The following is a 17,298-nucleotide window of genomic DNA, read 5'->3' as shown; positions in this document are numbered from 1 at the left end:
AGAAGGTGAAAATGATGAAAGCTCGCTACGATTGGAAAAGTACTAAACGTTGGTTTAAGTTCAAATATTTACTTCTTTTACGTGCCAAGGGCGGACCTTCCATGGTAGCAAGAGGCTTTTCGATTGGTCTATTCGTTGAGATGTTCACATTACCGACCGCAGGGTTTGCGTTTGTTCTTATCTTTCCTTTGGTTTATCTGCTAAGAGCGAACTTACCCGCGGCTTTAATTGGCTTTGTATTCGGTAAAGTCATCTATATACCATTTTCCATTCTAAATAAGCAGGTCGGGGAATATTTAGTACCGAAGCATTTTAAGATCTACTTGATCCATCATCTACCGCATCTTCTCTCTAATATTATTCGTAGCGGTTTGGATTTAATTGTCGGTGGGATGGTCGTTGGTCTTGTTCTTGGTATTATTGCTTATTTCCCAGTCGTGCTCCTGCTCAAATACCATACGAATCGCCGTAAAGAGAAACGTAGAATACGTAAGGATCAATTAGCTCCAGCGGAATCAAAAGAATAGGTAAATAATTAGCGCTTGACGAATTCTCGTCAAGCGTTGTATATTTACTTTAGTGGTTAAAAGCATAAAAGCGTAGAAGCGAACAAGCGTTGAAGCATGTCAGTGAATGATATTCAATTATCCCATCATAAATGAAATAGGAGCGTGGATCACATGATCGCAATTACATCAAACAAAACTTCGGATGAACGTATTCAGGAAATCGTGCAATTTATCGAAAGTAAAGGGGTTCAAGCCCATGTGTCCAAGGGCGAGGATCGAACAGTCATTGGGATCATTGGTCAAGCGGATCCGAAATTAGCGGAACAGCTTCGTCAAATGTCTGGTGTTGAACAAGTGGTAAAGATCTCAAAATCCTACAAGTTGGCTAGCCGTGATTTCCACCCAGCGGATACGGTTATTTCTATTAAAGGTGTTGAAATCGGTGGCGAGCAACTCGTGGTGATGGGTGGCCCTTGCGCGGTAGAAACACCAGAGCAGATCGATGAGATCGCTCGCTTGGTGAAAGCGGCTGGCGGACAGGTGCTGCGCGGCGGTGCTTTCAAACCAAGAACAGGTCCTTACAGCTTCCAAGGTGTGGGTGTCGAAGGTTTGATCATGATGGCTGAAGCGGGTAAGAAACATGGCCTTCTTACAATTACAGAAGTTATGACCCCAGAGTACGTTGATGTGTGTGCGCAATACGCAGACATTCTCCAAGTGGGTACGCGGAATATGCAAAACTTTGATCTTCTTCGCAAATTAGGAACGATTCAAACACCAGTCTTGCTTAAGCGTGGATTCAGCTCAACGTATGACGAGTTCTTGAATGCAGCAGAGTACATTCTAGCTGGCGGTAATCCGAATGTTATGCTTTGTGAACGCGGAATCCGAACATTCGAAACCTACACACGTAATACGTTAGACTTATCAGCAATTCCTGTGCTGAAGCAGTTGAGTCACTTGCCAGTTATCTCAGATCCAAGTCATGGCACAGGACGAAGAGAACTTGTCGTGCCCATGACGAAGGCATCTGTAGCAGCTGGAGCGGATGGATTAATTATAGAGATGCATACAGATCCAGACAATTCAATGACTGGTGATGGCGTACAATCCTTATTCCCAGACCAATTTGCCCATCTGTTATCAGATTTGGAGAAGTTAGCTCCATTACTAGGTAAAAAATTCGATACCAAGAAAGAAGCCATTTTGGCCTAATATACGGTTTTCATAAGAAGGGGTTTCTTCAGAAATGGAGAAACCCTTTCCTGTTTCTGGATACATGTGAAAATTGTGTGTAAGTGTAAGAATAGCTTACACTCATTTAAAAAATACCTGACATAAGTATTGACTGTGTTAGAGGAATCGCTATATAATATGTGAAAGAAAACAAGCAAAAGTTGAACATTAATCATGCAAAGTACGTTGAATGTACGGAAATGGGAGGGTTTTTTAAATGTCAGTTCAAAACGTGTTGAACCTTATCAAGGAAAAAAATATTGAGTGGGTAGATTTTCGTTTCGTTGGTCTTTCCGGTAAAGCGCAACATATCTCTTTGCCTTCTACAGAAGTAGATGAAGAAACATTCGTAAATGGCGTAGCTTTTGACGGTTCTTCCATCCCAGGATTCCGTGGTATTGAACAATCTGACATGGTAATGATGCCAGATACGGAAACTGCTTATGTGGATCCTTTCACAGCACATCCAACACTAGTCATTATGAGCAACATCCATACACCTGAAGGCGACCGTTATGACCGTGATCCACGTAGCATCGCTCAAAAGGCTGAAGAATATTTGCAAACAACTGGCGTAGGTACTACAGCATACTTCGCACCTGAATCCGAGTTCTTCATCTTTGATGATGTTCGTTTCGAGAACGGTATGAACAAATCTTACTTTGAAGTTGATTCCGAAGAAGCTGGTTGGAACACAGGCCGTAAAGAAGAAGGCGGCAACCTTGCTTATAAAGTTCCAGTAAAAGGCGGTTACGTTCCAGTAGCTCCAATCGATTCCCAACAAGATATTCGTTCCGAAATGTGTAATAAGCTTGCTGACGCAGGTCTACGCATCGAACGTCATCACCACGAAGTAGCGACAGCTGGTCAAGCAGAAATCAACTTCCGTTTTGACACATTGACTAAAACAGCAGACAACCTGCTTAAATACAAGTATATCGTTGCAAACACAGCGAGAGAATATGGTAAAGTAGCTACATTCATGCCGAAACCACTATTTGGTGACAACGGTAGCGGAATGCACGTTCATATGTCCATCTTCAACGAAGGCAACCCTTTGTTCTACGAAAAAGGTTCATATGCTAACCTTTCCGAAATGGCTATCAACTACATCGGTGGTATCTTGTATCACGCTCCAGCGTTGATCGCGATCACGAACCCAAGTACAAACTCCTTCAAACGTCTAGTTCCTGGTTACGAAGCTCCGGTAAACCTTGTATTCTCCAAAGGTAACCGTTCCGCAGCAGTTCGTATTCCAATCGCAGCTGTGACACCTAAAGGTTGTCGTATTGAGTTCCGTACACCTGACAGCACAGCTAACCCATACCTTGCTTTCGCAGCAATGTTGATGGCTGGTCTTGATGGTATCAAGAAGAAAATCGATCCGCGTGCTCTTGGATACGGTCCTTACGATACGAACATCTATGAAATGTCTGATAGCGAGAAAGCTGAAATTCGCAGCGTTCCTGGTACATTAGACGAAGCTTTGGATGCACTTGCAGCTGATTCCGACTTCTTGCTTGAAGGCGGCGTATTCACACAAGATTTCATCGATAACTACATCGACTTGAAACGCGGCGAAGCGAAACAAGTTGCAATCCGTATTCACCCGCACGAGTACAACCTTTACTTCGATTGCTAATTTTTAGCACTTATACAAATAGAAGCTGCCCCTTCATAGGACGCTATGAAGGAGCAGTTTTTTATTTATCGATTAATTATAATAATTATAAATAAGTATATACAAATTGGAAATGTCAGGTATAATTACGTTAAATAATCAGGTGATGGAAGGATGAATTTGGGATGAAAATTACGATTGTTGCAGGAAGCAATCAAAGAGGGGCTACGAGTACAAGACTTGCCACATATATTGGGTATTTGGCAGCACAGGATCAACACGAAGTCACACTGATTGATTTATATAAGACACCCTTACCTTTCTATACACCAGATGCTGCTGATGATCACCAATCACTGGGCGCATATAAACAGGCAATGTTGTCCGCCGATGCCATTGTCTTGGCAACGCCTGAGTATCATAGTGGCATGTCCGGCGTGCTCAAGAATGCGCTTGATCATGTTGGACAGGGGCATTTCCATAACAAAGCTGTACTGTCTGTCAGCTCCTCAGGTGGAGCGGTTGCAGTCAGCTCGCTGACACAGATGCAGACGACCGTTCGTAATCTACACGGAATTAACTCTCCAGAATGGATTTCAATTGGTGGCGATCAGCGCAAGAGTTTCCAAGAAGACGTTATCTTCGAAAATATTCATCCCGATGTAGATATGCGAGTTCGACGTGTTGTGGCTTCTTTCCTACAGCTTGCCGAACAGCTTGCGGGACCAACAAAACTGTAACAAATTGCACCTCATGGGCAATTCCATTCAGCAGACCAAGTCATTAGACTTGGTTTATTTGCATTTCTACACACTTTTGACACATTTATATGGTACAGTTTGGTGAAAAATGAACGGCGGTGGGCTATGGGCATCCAGTGGACCAATAAGGAAGTTGTTCATCTGTTATTGCGTGCGGGATTTGGTGTGACGCAGGAAGAAATTGCAGCATGCTTGGCGCTTGGACGCGTAGAAACGGTTCGACGTCTAGTATCAGGTGAAGCGTTGATCGATAAGTCTCCGAAACTAGCCTCCTTTGATGAGTTTCATGCGGACGGGAAGAAAGCCCTAGACCCTCTATTATTAGTAGATCAACAGATGTATTGGCTGTATCGGATGGTGAACTCGCCTACGCCGCTCATCGAGAAGATGACGTTATTCTGGCATGGTCATTTCGCCACTGCGAATTATAAGGTGAAGGATGCAACACTCATGGTGAGGCAAAATGAATTGTTTCGCAAATATGCCATGGGGAATTTCAAAGAACTGCTCACCGAGATCGGCAAAGATCCTGCCATGATGATATGGTTGGACGTGAATCAAAATAAGAAAGGCAAGCCGAATGAGAATTATGCTCGTGAAGTAATGGAGCTATTCACGCTTGGCATTGGTCACTACACCGAAATGGATGTGAAGGAATCCGCACGTGCTTTTACAGGGTGGATATACAATAAAAATGAACATAAGGTCAATTACAATGCCAAACAGCACGATAACGATGCCAAAACATTGCTGGGGGAAAGCGGCAAATTAGATGCGAATGATGTCATTGATATTCTATTTCATCAGAGAGCTTTGCCGATGTTTCTAGCAACGAAGTTGTTGAACTACCTGGCAACAGATAACCCTTCAGAGAGCTGGATTCAGTCTGTGGCGGGACTCATCACCCAGAAGAATACAATAGGAGAAGTGCTTCAGGAGCTATTCCTTTCTGAAGAATTCTATGCCGATATTCACAGGCTGGCACTTATTAAAGCACCAGCAGATTATGTAGCGGGTATCCTGAAGAGTTGCAATCTCGCCGTCGCAAAAGGGCACGCACAAGCGTTGCGCAAGATGGGGCAGGAACTATTCGTTCCTCCCGATGTTGCGGGCTGGAGAGGAGGCACCTCTTGGCTTACGACGAACTGTTTGTTGGCGAGGTATCAGTTCGCTGAGGGTGTCGCGAAGCAAATGAACGGACAACAGCTGAACTCGTCAGCGTTCCAGCCCATTCAAGTGGAGTCGCCTATGGAATGGGTAAGGCTCTATGCAGAACGCATGGGAATAACGGAACTATCTGAGCAAACACAAGCAAGCCTGCTTGCCTATGCAGATGACACCCTTGTACATACAACCCAAACTAAACAGAAACTAACAGGCATGCGCGGTCTCTTGCAACTCGTTATGATTAGTCCAGAAGCTCAGATGAAATAGGGGGGAATTTGATGAAATTAACGAGAAGAGATTTTCTGATCAAAGGTACGGCGTTGTTCGCAACCCTTGGGCTTGGTGGTGCACTTTTCACAGAAACGGGTAAATCACTATGGGCAGGGAACTCCGAATCTAGCGTGGAGGAACCTGTATTGGTTGTTGTGCAGTTGAGCGGCGGCAATGACGGGATTAATACGTTGATTCCCTATGGACAAGGCCTCTACTATGATTCACGGCCAACACTTGCTTATGAACAGAAGGAAATACTGGCGATCGATTCTCACGTAGGGTTACATCCTAGCCTCACAGGAATAGCCGCATTGTATAAATTAGGTAAAATGGCTATTATACAAGGAGTTGGGTATCCGGAGCCTAATCATTCACATTTTCGCTCTATGGAAATTTGGCAAACCGCAGAGCCGGCGAAAATGAGCCGCAGCGGCTGGTTGGCACGGTATGCAGAGTCTTCCTTACAGAGGAACTCGAATCCGCTAAAAGTGATTCAAATAGGCGGATCTGGCAGCAAGGCCTTCGCCTCTGATCAATCAAGCTTTCCAGTAATTCAATCTCTGGAGTCCTATCATGTATTCGATCCCAAGACAGCGTTGATGGACAAGAATAGAATAACCAAAGCGTTCTTGGATATGTATGGGGCATCAAATCAATTAGAGAAGCTGCGCGTCGCATCAACTAGAGGGTCAGAAGCTTATAAGAGTGTTGAAGCGATCCAATCGCTTGCTGCTACGTATACGAAGAAAATAGCGTATCCCAATACGAATTTTGCGAGGGACTTACAGCTCGTAACGAAACTGCTCGCTGGAAAGTCAGGTACACGGCTCTTTCATGTAGAAGTAGGTGGGTTCGACGACCATGCGGATGAGAAGGGGCAACATGCACAAATGCTGACACAGGTCGATGAAGGGCTGACTGCGTTCTACCAGGATTTGCAGGAACAGGGACTACAGGATCGGGTTGCTGTGATGGTATTTTCCGAGTTTGGACGTCGTGTGAAAGAGAATGGGAGCGGAGGAACGGACCACGGAACAGCGGCACCGATGTTTGTCATTGGCGGCAAAGTGAAGGGGGGTCTATATGGCGCTTATCCGAGCTTGAGTAACTTAGATAATGGGGATCTAAAGTACGAGGTTGATTTCCGTTCTGTATATAGTACATTAATTGACTCGTGGTTACATGGAGATACAGTAACTGTGCTAGGTAAAACGTATGAAAATTTAAAGTTTATATAATAGAAGAAGGAGGTGCGCGGTTGGAACTAGCGGCAATTTCAGATCATCTGGCTGAGGGGTTGCAAATTCTCTTCGTAGGCTATAATCCGAGTATTCGATCAGGGGAAACCGGGCATCATTATGCGAATCCTAACAATCGATTCTATCGTATCTTGTTGCAGGCGGGGTTAACACCGAGGCTCTATAAGCCGCAAGAGGATGGCGATCTGCTGGAAATCGGCTATGGCTTCACGAATATCGTGGCACGCCCTTCATTGACGGCAGCAGAAATTACGGCAGAAGAGTATCGTGAGGGCAGACGGATTCTGAAAGCGAAAATAGAAGCCTACCGCCCCAAGGTCGTTTGTTTCGTGGGGAAGGGTGTCTATGAGCAGTATAGTGGCCGAAGAGGCATCTCCTGGGGAAGCCAGGCGCAGCCAATGGTAGAAGGCGTTATTGATTATGTGTGTCCGTCTTCTAGCGGACTTGTACGAATGAAGCTGGAAGATATGGTAGCGATTTATCGAGGAATTCTGACAAGTCTCGTATAGCTTGTTTGAGGTTTTACTTGATGCTTGAACAGAATATTGCTATCATAGCCATAATACAAAACGCAAAGGTGTGGTCACTCATGGGAAACAGGGCCTATAACTTTAACGCAGGGCCTGCGGCTTTACCTCTCGAAGTACTTCAGAGAGCACAAGAAGAGTTTGTTGATTTTAAAGGAATTGGCATGTCCATCATGGAAATTTCTCACCGTAGTTCGGAATATGAGCAAGTGCACAATGAAACACAAGCGTTATTGAAGCGTATTTTTGGTATTCCTGATGGTTACCAAATTCTTTTCTTGACGGGTGGAGCTAGCTCGCAGTTCTCCATGATCCCTATGAACTTCTTGAAGCCAGGCAAGGTTGGCAGCTATGTGCTGACAGGCGCTTGGGCCGAGAAGGCTGTGCAAGAAGCGGCGCTATTCGGACAAGTTTCTCTTGCAGCAAGTTCGAAAGAACAGAAATTTATGAAAATTCCAGCACTAGACGAAATTAACCTAGATCCGAATTCAGCTTACTTACATATCACGTCCAACGAGACGATTGAAGGTGCACAATTCCAAAGCTTCCCGGAAACAGGCAACATTCCTTTGATTGGTGATATGTCCAGTGATATCTTGAGCCGTCCAGTTGACGTTTCGAAGTTCAGCATGATCTATGCGGGAGCACAGAAGAACCTTGGACCATCTGGTGTGACTGTTGCAATTATTAAAGACGATCTATTAGTTGATTTGCCAAAAACAATCCCCACCATGATGCGTTATGAAACGCATAGCAAAAACAATTCCTTGTATAACACACCTCCAGCATACTCCATTTATATGGTGAATCTGGTGTTGAAATGGATTGAAGAGCAAGGCGGATTGACGGTTATTCAGAAGAATAATGTAGAAAAATCAGGCCTTATTTATAGCGCAATTGATAACAGCAATGGCTTCTACCGTGGACCCGTAGATCTAGGAAGCCGTTCTGCGATGAATATTACATTCCGCTTGCAAGATGAAGAGCTGGAGAAGAAGTTCATTAAAGAAACCGAGGGGCAAGGGTTCGTTGGATTGAAAGGTCATCGCAGTGTCGGTGGTTTACGTGCTTCCACGTATAACGCTGTCCCTTACGCATCATGCAAAGCACTCGCTGATTTCATGACGGATTTCCAACAACGCAACAGCTAATCGATCCCAAAAGCTATTCATGGCACCCTCGTGTGCGCGTGAATAGCTTTTTTTGGTCTGAGGTAGGGATTGTTCGATTGAAAGCTTAAGAGGCCTTGAGGGGGTCGCTGAGAGGGTTTGAAGACGGTTGATGACGGGTAAGTTAGAACTAGATCTAGTGGATGAGAATAGGTCTAGTCATTTCGACATATCCGAAAAAATCAAGTAAAAAACGAAAATATTTTTTCTAAACCCATCGGGCCACGCCCCGCCTAGGATCTCGTGTTTTGGAATTGTAAATAGGTCGTTTTGCTCGTTGACAAACACAATATATTGATATAAATTTGAATCTATCAACTAGATGTCGTGATAAAAAGCGCATTGCGAGATTGCTAGCCGAAGGCTCATATCGAGCCGAAAATAGAGTAAAACCGCAGGTTTCAAGCTTTTTGGACCGCTTACGGAGCCGCAAATGATATGCAGATTCTGTCGATTCATGAGTAGTTGAACTCGCGAATGACAGGCGATAGAATTGGTATCTTTACTACATATAGGTTGCTCGCTAGTGATGGCACAAGATAGAGAGAATTGACAACGATAGGAGACGGAAGCTATGTTGATTGCTTACGATTCGAAGACTGGAAATGTTCGCCGTTTTATTGCGAAGCTCCAGATGCCCGCGGTTCAAATAGAGGAAGCGATGACGATGGACGAGCCATTCGTACTCGTGACGTATACAACTGGTTTTGGACAGATTCCTCCCAAGGTAGCTTCTTTCCTAGAAAGTAATTCCTCTCGTCTTCAAGGCGTAGCAGCAAGCGGTAATCGCAACTGGGGAGACGGCTTCGCCAAAAGCGCAGATACGATCTCAGCACTTTATGATGTTCCTGTTTTAACGAAATTTGAATTATCGGGCACTAAAAATGATGTAGAACGATTTGTTCAGGGGGTACAAGCAATTGCGGCACATTGAACTTAATAATGAATTAATGCAACGCGGTACGGATGGTTTTTTTCAATTAGAGAAGGATAAAGAAGCTGTTAAGGTGTTCATACAGGAAGTCCACAGCCGAAGCCTCACATTCCCCGATACCTCTTCGAAGGTTCGCTATATGATCGACAATAACTTCTATGAGAACGTTTATGACAATTACACCGAAGATGAAGTAAACAGCGTGTATCAAGTGGCACATGACAATCAATTCGAGTTCGCATCGTATATGGCAGCTTCGAAATTTTATACAGATTATGCTTTGCGCAGTGATGATAAGACGTTATACCTGGAGCATTTCCCTGATCGCGTAGCGATCGTTGCCCTGTACTTAGGTCGCGGAAACGCAGAAACAGCACGCGTACTTGCCCTATCCATGATGGAGCAACGCTTGCAGCCGGCGACACCTACATTCTTGAATGCAGGCAAGAGCCGTCGCGGTGAATTAGTATCCTGCTTCTTACTAGAAATGGACGATTCCTTGAATTCCATCAACTATGTATTAGCAACATGCATGCAGCTTTCCAAAATTGGCGGCGGTGTAGCTGTGAACTTGTCGAAGCTTCGTGGGCGCGGTGAAACGATTAAAGGTGTTGAGGGCGCAGCGAAAGGCATTATTCCTGTTCTTAAGCTGATGGAGGATGCGTTCTCCTACGCGGATCAAATGGGTCAACGCAAGGGCTCAGGCGCGGCGTATTATAACATTTTTGGCTGGGACGTTATGGAGTTCCTTGATAGTAAGAAAATTAACGCGGATGAGAAATCCCGCTTGAAGACTCTCTCGATTGGACTTATTGTTCCTAATAAATTTTATAAGCTGGCGGAGGAGAACAAACCTCTACATATTTTCGCTCCTTACACTGTTCTGCAAGCCTATGGCAAGCATATGGATGATCTAGATATGGATGAAATGTACGATGAACTCTTAGCAAACCCCAAGGTAAAGAAGAAAGTAATCATGAATGCACGAGATATGCTGACCAAAATTGCGACAACTCAACTGGAATCCGGTTATCCATATATGATGAATCGTACGAATGCGAATAAGGATCATGCTCTGAAGGGGATTGGGACGATCAAGATGTCCAATCTATGTACAGAGATTTTCCAATTGCAGGAAACGTCCGAAATCAATGATTACGGTCAAGAAGACACGATTCTTCGCGATATCTCCTGTAATCTAGCTTCAATGAATATTGCCAACGTCATGGATCGTAAAAAGCTGCGCGAAACCGTGCACGAAGGCATGATCGCCTTAACTTCCGTGAGTGATATGACGACGATCCATAATGCGCCAGGTGTTGCCAAAGCGAACCGTGAGCTGCATTCTGTCGGTCTTGGCGTGATGAACTTGCATGGTTATTTGTCCAAGAACAAAATTGCCTACGAGAGTGCCGAAGCGAGAGATTTCGTTCGCACCTTCTTCGCAGCGATGAATTTCTATTCCATCGAAAAAAGTATGGAAATTGCCAAAGAATCCGGGCAAACGTTCGAAGGCTTTGAGCTATCGGAGTATGCGAATGGGAACTATTTTACCCGTTATATCGAAACAGATTACCGTCCACTGTCAGACAAAGTGAAAGCATTATTCGAAGGCATGCATATTCCATCGCCTAGCGATTGGAAAGCATTGCAAGCTGATGTTCAGAAGCACGGTCTGTATCATGCGTATCGTTTGGCTGTAGCGCCGACGCAAAGTATCTCGTATATTCAAAATTCAACGTCCAGCGTGATGCCGATCGTTGAACCGATTGAGACGCGTACGTATGCGAATTCGACAACGTATTATCCGATGCCATTTATGGCACGCGACAATTTCTTCTACTATAAATCTGCCTATCAAATGGACCAGTTCAAGATTCTTGACCTCATCTCGGAGATTCAGACGCATGTGGATCAAGGGATCTCAACCATTTTACACGTAAACAGTGATGTTTCGACAAGACAACTTGCTAGATTATACTTGTATGCGGCACACAAAGGACTTAAATCGCTCTACTACACACGAACCAATCAACTATCCGTTGAGGAATGTGTAAGCTGCTCCGTATAATGAGGAAGGGGACTACCATTCATGACAAGTGCACCAACCATCAATAAGCCTATCGTCAAAAAAGCGGTGAACTGGAACCGGCCGGATGATGATTTTACAATAACGTTCTGGAATCAAAATATTATGCAATTCTGGACAGATGAAGAAATACCGTTGTCTGATGATAAAATGTCCTGGATTACGTTAAGTGGACAAGAGCGCGAGCTGTACATGAAGGTGCTTGGCGGCCTGACTTTGTTGGATACGATGCAAGGCGGCGTCGGGATGCCGAAAATTCTTGAGCATGTGGATGGGCTGCAGCGCAAAGCTGTGCTTAGCTTCATGGGCATGATGGAACAGATCCATGCGAAGTCTTATAGTTCGATTTTCACTACGCTGTCTACGACAGAAGAGATTAACGAGCTGTTCCAATGGGTGGAGCGAAATCCACACCTGCAGTTTAAGGCGAATAAGATTTCACATTATTATGAAAATATTAATACGACCAAAGAGCTGTATCTCGCGATGGCATCGTCTGTTCTGCTAGAAAGCTATTTGTTCTATAGCGGTTTCTATTATCCGTTGTATTTGGCTGGCCAAGGTAAAATGACGAGCAGCGGCGAGATCATTGACTTGATCTTACGTGATGAGAGCATCCACGGATTGTATATCGGCGTGTTGGCACAAGAGGTCTACGCGGAGCTTAGTCCTGTTGAGCAAGACGAGGCGTACGCGACGCTCTGTGCGTTGCTGAAAGAGCTTCATGCGAATGAAGAAGGCTACACGGATAGTCTCTACGGACCACTGGGGCTAGCCGAAGAAGTAAAAGCATTCCTTCGCTACAACGCGAATAAGGCGTTCATGAACCTTGGCGTGGAACCGATGTTTCCTGAAGAGGATATCAACCCGATTGTGTTGAACGGTCTGAGCACGAAGACGAAGCAGCATGACTTTTTCTCCAAAAAAGGCAATGGTTATGTGCGCACGATTCACGTTGAAGCGCTAACGGACGATGACTTTGTATTTTAAGATGTTAGTAAATAGATGAAGAACAAACCACCTGGGATGACTGGGTGGTTTGTCGTTTGTTCGAGGGAATGAGAATGATAGGTGAGGTGCTGCTGGTTGGTGAGAAGCGTGTGAGGGTTGTTGGATTTGAAGTGAGAGGAGTATGAGTATGAGTAGAGGGAGAGGAAGGAGTAGATAAGTATATGTAGAGTAAGATAGGTTGGTTGGAAGAAGTTTGCTTAATATCGTGTACTCCAGGGAATAGCTGGATTTTCTACAGCTAATTTTTGGGAAATTCTGCTTAAACACAGAATAGATGGAAAACCTCCAGTTAAATTTAACCAAATTGCCCGATATGAACGAAAAAGGCAGTTTTAACTACATATTTTACAGTTAAATTGAAGTTTCAGGAAAATTCCACTCAAATAACTGTATATTTTCCAGTTAATAAAAGTGCGCAGGCAGCTAGCCATTCTAAATCTCCGCAACCCACTGCAATCCGCCGATACTCACCGCAACTCACAACTCACTGCAACTCACTGACCCCACAAACCCACAAACCCACAAACCCACAAACCCACAAACCCACAAACCCACAAACCCACAAACCCACCGAAATCTGTGTAACCCGTAGCGATCTTCCCCAATGCCACTGTTTACGAACAGAGAGTAAATGTTTGCAGAGCAAGATAGTTTAGTTTGTTTGTTAGATAGTTAGTCAGTTTTTAGTCAGTTAATTAATTAGTCTATATATTGAATGTTAGTTAGTATGTTAGTTTGTTTATTTATTTGTTTATTGTATCTAGTTCAGTTTGTTGTATCCAGCTCCTCCTCTAGCTCACTCTCCAGTTCAGCCTCAAGTCTGATTTACGACGTAACAATGTTATGTTAGATTGAAGTAGCGAGGGAGGGATGTACGTTGGATGAAGATTTGATATCGAAAAAAGAGCTGCTCGAGCTAACAGGGATATCTTATGGTCAATTATATCGCTGGAAACGCAAGAATTTGCTTCCAGAGGAATGGTTTATCCGAAAATCAGCGTTTACGGGGCAGGAAACATTCTTTCCGAAGGGGCAGATGCTGGCGCGTATCGATAAAATTGTGAATATGAAAGATGATTTATCACTGGATGAATTAGCGGATGTATTCTCTATTGTTCCTAGTGACATGAAAATAGATAAACTAGAGCTTATTAAACGAAACATTGTTTCTCTGCAAACGATTGATTACGGGTCTCCGTTTTTGGAAGTGGCGGCGGTATACAGCTTTGAAGAAACATTGTTTCTATTCCTGCTCGAGGATTGCTTGCAATCTGGCGAAGTGACGCTCGAAGAAGGGAAACACTTGCTGCTGACAATGAAAGAACAATATGCCAAATTTGAAGGCAAGCCGTGCGATTTGATTTTTATACGTAAGATGGGCTTAACTTTGGTTCTACTCGTTACGACAGGATGTGAATTGTTCTTCGAGCAAGGCGTGAAGGTTGTGCTCCGCGTGCAGGTAGCGAAGAAAATTGAAGAATTAAAACTGAAAATAACAACAATGTAAGGAGGTGATCCCCATGCAAACAACAGAATCTAAACGTAAATTACTGATTTCCGGAATAGGATCTTCTAATGGCGGGAGCTTTCGAACGGTTAAAATTGATGGTATGGGACGGTTGGAAGGCGATGTTACATGCTCAGATTTTACGCTGAATGGGCGAGCGGAAGTGAATGGCAGCATTATATCTGAAACGGCAGAAATGAATGGCACGCTAACGATTCAGGGGAATCTCAAAGCAAAGCGTACCCGAATTCATGGCAAGGTTAAGATTGACGGCAATTATGCGGGCGAGAGCCTTGAAATAAACGGTGCTTCGACGATCACGGGCAATTGTGAGGCTGAGAAGTTTAATGCCAATGGCAAACTGCAAGTAGGCACACTGAATGCAGACACGATCCTTGTTACCCTGCATGGGCATTGTAGAATTGCTGAGATTGGCGGAGAACGCATACAGATACGCAAACAGCGAGGGATGGGCTTGGCAAGTTGGTTGAAGATCCTGCCGCTGGCTATCGGTAATCATTTGTCAGCCCAAACGATCGAAGGCGACCATATCTACTTGGAATATACAACGGCTGATGTAGTCAGGGGAGCGGATATTACAATTGGTCCTGGGTGTGAAATCGGACTTATTGAATATACGGCCAAACTCGAGCAAGATAAGCGATCTAAGGTGAAACGCAGTGAAAAAGTGTAGCAATGAGAGGAGGGATTATGTATAATGCAAATAGATGCAAACAAACGTTCGTCAATTGGTAATTTAAGGATTACGGGTAGCTCTACCGCGGCAGGAGGCCTCTATGATCGAGTGAAAATTGTTGGTGAAGGCATCGTTGAAGGCGATATGAAATGCCAGCATATGAAATGTGTCGGAACCTTAGAGATGGAAGGCGATTTACAGGCGGGTCAAGCGGGAATTGTGGGTACTTTTGCATTGACGGGAAATGTTCGAAGCGATAGAATGAAAAATTCGGGGACGGTGAGTATCAGTGGTGATGCCGTAATTGGCACACTTACTGGATCAGGGACGGTTGAAGTGAAAGGCCATCTGCAAGGCAACCAGATCGCGCTTCATGGACATATTGCTACAGGAGGGGATTGCGAAGTCGATGAGTTTCATTTGAAGGGAATGTTTGATGTTGGAGGGCTGCTTAACGCTGGCGCGATTAACATCAGGATTTTCCAAGATTCAACGGCGAAAGAGATTGGCGGAGAGAAAATTAGAATTCGCAAAGCAAGCCTGCTTCATCCATTTAGCCTCTTCTTCAGACCCTCCCCACATGCCAAGCTAGTGGTTTCGGTTATAGAAGGGGACGATATCTACGTGGAACATACGAGAGTGAATGTTATTCGAGGCAACCAAGTCGTCATCGGTCCTGGTTGTGAAGTTGGACTGGTAGAATACAAGGTACACTTAGAGAAGAAGAAGGATGCCATTGTGAAGGAATCACGCAAGATGTAAGTGCAAGGATCAGCCTGTAAGTTAAGCTGTATGTTTAGCTGTATGTAGACAAACCAATCGTAAAGGAATGTGTAAGAATGACGAGTTCAAAAAATAAAGTAGGCTTCGTCCTAGCAGGTCTACTCTTAGCCATGTTAATGGCGTCCATGGATAATACAATCGTTGCGACAGCGATGGGAACCATTGTAGGAGATCTTGGTGGACTGGATAAGTTCGTATGGGTAACTTCAGCCTATATGGTCGCTGAAATGGCGGGTATGCCGATTTTTGGGAAGCTGTCCGATATGTTCGGGCGCAAACGATTTTTCATTTTTGGATTAATTGTCTTTTTGATCGCCTCCATATTGTGTGGAACGGCAGAAAGCATTGTACAGCTTAGTATCTACCGTGCACTACAAGGAATCGGTGGCGGTGCATTGATTCCAATTGCATTCACCATCATGTTCGATACAGTACCCGTTGAACAACGTGGGAAATTAGGTGGTTTGTTCGGTGCTGTATTCGGTTTGTCGAGTATTTTCGGACCGTTGCTTGGCGCCTATATTACGGATTATATTAACTGGCATTGGGTCTTCTATGTCAATATTCCTCTTGGTATTTTGGCTCTTATTTTTATCGCGGTCTACTACAAAGAATCGCCGATTCATACGAAGCAGAAGATCGACTGGTGGGGGGCCGTTACCCTTGTTGGCGCAGTTGTCAGCATGATGTTTGCCCTTGAGCTTGGTGGTAATAAATATGCATGGGATTCCAGCCTAATTATTGGACTGTTTGCAGCTTTCACTGTGCTGACCATATGTTTTATCATAATTGAAAGAAAAGTCATTGAACCAATTATTTCATTCCCGATGTTTAAGATACGTTTGTTTACGACGAGTAATGCGCTTGGCTTATTGAGTGGGATGGGCTTCATTACGGCATCTGTGTATATCCCGATTTATATTCAAGGGGTACTTGGTGGAACAGCTACCAACTCTGGACTCGTCTTATTGCCGATGATGGTTGGTTCTGTATTCTCAGCGGTAGGCGGCGGTTTCTTAATGAACAAGATGCCATACCGGAATATTATGATGATCTTTGTTGTGATTTTAGCCGCAGGTATGTTCATGTTAACACAGCTTGACCCGGATACTAGTCGCTTGTATGTAACTATGTGCATGATCGTCGTTGGTGTTGGGATCGGTGCAAGTTTCTCCGTTCTATCCAACGCGGCGATTCATCACTTTGATCCATCACAACGGGGCTCGGTGAATGCAACTGTGTCCTTCGTTCGATCCTTAGGTATGACTTTAGGGATTACGTTATTCGGAATCATTCAACGGAATGATTTCACAGCGAAGCTCAAGGGAATTTTTGCTGGAAGCGGGCAAGGGAACATGGCTGACAATCCAGCGTTTAGTGATCCTAGAGTGCTGCTGGCACCTGATATGCGTGCCCAAATTCCAACGCCTGTCCTAGATAAAATTGCAGCAGGATTATCATCCTCCATCTCTTATACATTCATGTGGGCGCTGATCCCTACGGCTCTGGCTGTCGTAGCAGCGGTTCTCATGAGTAAAGAGCGCTTGACCGAATCACTGGAGCACAAGCAAGCGGAGCAAGCCGCAGCAGAACTGAAAGGTCAATAGTAATCTGATCAATTACTTCAGCTGATATGTAAATATCCTTCAAGAGCACTTTCCTTCTAAGGAGTGCTCTTTTGTGCGCTTGGCAGCGCAACGACTAAGGAGTGAAAGTCTCCAGTACACCGCGAGGTGGCGGAAGTACATAGCCGAC

15 protein-coding genes are annotated in these 17,298 nt (G+C 44.5%); all 15 read left to right on the top strand.

Translation table 11 applies throughout. The annotated features are described in order from the left end of the window. Positions 1-14 precede the first annotated feature (14 nt). The 15 genes from A8708_RS18390 to A8708_RS18320 all read left to right on the top strand — a co-directional run bounded on the left by A8708_RS18390 (position 15) and on the right by A8708_RS18320 (position 17,150). Positions 15-527 (top strand): DUF2062 domain-containing protein, encoded by a 513-nt coding sequence (locus A8708_RS18390; protein ID WP_239696767.1) that lies wholly within the window; start codon positions 15-17, stop codon positions 525-527. Between the two features lie 153 nt (positions 528-680). Next, positions 681-1,724 (top strand): 3-deoxy-7-phosphoheptulonate synthase, encoded by a 1,044-nt coding sequence (aroF, locus tag A8708_RS18385; protein WP_068666052.1) that lies wholly within the window; start codon positions 681-683, stop codon positions 1,722-1,724. Between the two features lie 238 nt (positions 1,725-1,962). Continuing rightward, the gene (glnA, locus tag A8708_RS18380) at positions 1,963-3,387 is read left to right on the top strand and encodes a type I glutamate--ammonia ligase (protein ID WP_068666050.1); all 1,425 of its coding nucleotides are present in this window, start codon (positions 1,963-1,965) and stop codon (positions 3,385-3,387) included. A 164-nt stretch (positions 3,388-3,551) separates the two neighbouring features. Continuing rightward, positions 3,552-4,106, top strand: coding sequence for an NADPH-dependent FMN reductase (locus tag A8708_RS18375; protein ID WP_068666049.1), 555 nt, complete (start codon positions 3,552-3,554; stop codon positions 4,104-4,106). A gap of 126 nt (positions 4,107-4,232) precedes the next feature. Next, complete coding sequence (locus A8708_RS18370; protein WP_068666047.1) at positions 4,233-5,561, top strand: DUF1800 domain-containing protein; 1,329 nt, start codon at positions 4,233-4,235, stop codon at positions 5,559-5,561. An 11-nt stretch (positions 5,562-5,572) separates the two neighbouring features. Then, entirely contained in the window at positions 5,573-6,805 is a 1,233-nt protein-coding gene (locus A8708_RS18365) for a DUF1501 domain-containing protein (RefSeq protein ID WP_068666046.1), read from the top strand. A 20-nt stretch (positions 6,806-6,825) separates the two neighbouring features. Then, positions 6,826-7,335, top strand: a complete 510-nt coding sequence (mug, locus tag A8708_RS18360; RefSeq protein WP_068666044.1) for a G/U mismatch-specific DNA glycosylase — start codon at positions 6,826-6,828, stop codon at positions 7,333-7,335. Positions 7,336-7,415: 80 nt separating this feature from the next. Further along, on the top strand, positions 7,416-8,504 hold the full coding sequence (serC, locus tag A8708_RS18355; protein ID WP_068666042.1) for a 3-phosphoserine/phosphohydroxythreonine transaminase: 1,089 nt from the start codon (positions 7,416-7,418) through the stop codon (positions 8,502-8,504). Between the two features lie 592 nt (positions 8,505-9,096). Further along, positions 9,097-9,456: a class Ib ribonucleoside-diphosphate reductase assembly flavoprotein NrdI gene (nrdI, locus tag A8708_RS18350; RefSeq protein ID WP_056609533.1), complete on the top strand. Its 360-nt coding sequence runs from the start codon at positions 9,097-9,099 to the stop codon at positions 9,454-9,456. Next, on the top strand, positions 9,443-11,527 hold the full coding sequence (gene nrdE, locus A8708_RS18345; protein ID WP_068666040.1) for a class 1b ribonucleoside-diphosphate reductase subunit alpha: 2,085 nt from the start codon (positions 9,443-9,445) through the stop codon (positions 11,525-11,527). The genes nrdI and nrdE overlap by 14 nt, the downstream gene beginning before the upstream one ends. A 21-nt stretch (positions 11,528-11,548) precedes the next feature. Beyond that, a complete protein-coding gene (gene nrdF / locus A8708_RS18340) occupies positions 11,549-12,535 on the top strand; it encodes a class 1b ribonucleoside-diphosphate reductase subunit beta (RefSeq protein ID WP_068666037.1) in 987 nt (328 codons plus the stop codon). Between the two features lie 898 nt (positions 12,536-13,433). Beyond that, positions 13,434-14,063, top strand: a complete 630-nt coding sequence (locus A8708_RS18335) for a YhbD family protein (protein WP_068666035.1) — start codon at positions 13,434-13,436, stop codon at positions 14,061-14,063. A gap of 13 nt (positions 14,064-14,076) precedes the next feature. Beyond that, a complete protein-coding gene (locus tag A8708_RS18330) occupies positions 14,077-14,757 on the top strand; it encodes a polymer-forming cytoskeletal protein (RefSeq protein WP_068666032.1) in 681 nt (226 codons plus the stop codon). A gap of 24 nt (positions 14,758-14,781) precedes the next feature. Further along, positions 14,782-15,522 carry a hypothetical protein gene (locus A8708_RS18325; protein ID WP_068666030.1) on the top strand — a complete coding sequence of 247 codons (741 nt, stop codon included), beginning with the start codon at positions 14,782-14,784 and terminating at the stop codon, positions 15,520-15,522. 77 nt (positions 15,523-15,599) lie between these two features. Further along, the gene (locus A8708_RS18320; RefSeq protein ID WP_068666028.1) at positions 15,600-17,150 is read left to right on the top strand and encodes an MDR family MFS transporter; all 1,551 of its coding nucleotides are present in this window, start codon (positions 15,600-15,602) and stop codon (positions 17,148-17,150) included. Positions 17,151-17,298 lie beyond the last annotated feature (148 nt).

Source organism: Paenibacillus oryzisoli (assembly GCF_001653565.1).
Lineage (GTDB): Bacteria > Bacillota > Bacilli > Paenibacillales > NBRC-103111 > Paenibacillus_E > Paenibacillus_E oryzisoli.
Note: the sequence above shows the minus strand (reverse complement) of the source record. Positions and strands in the feature narration are given on the sequence as shown.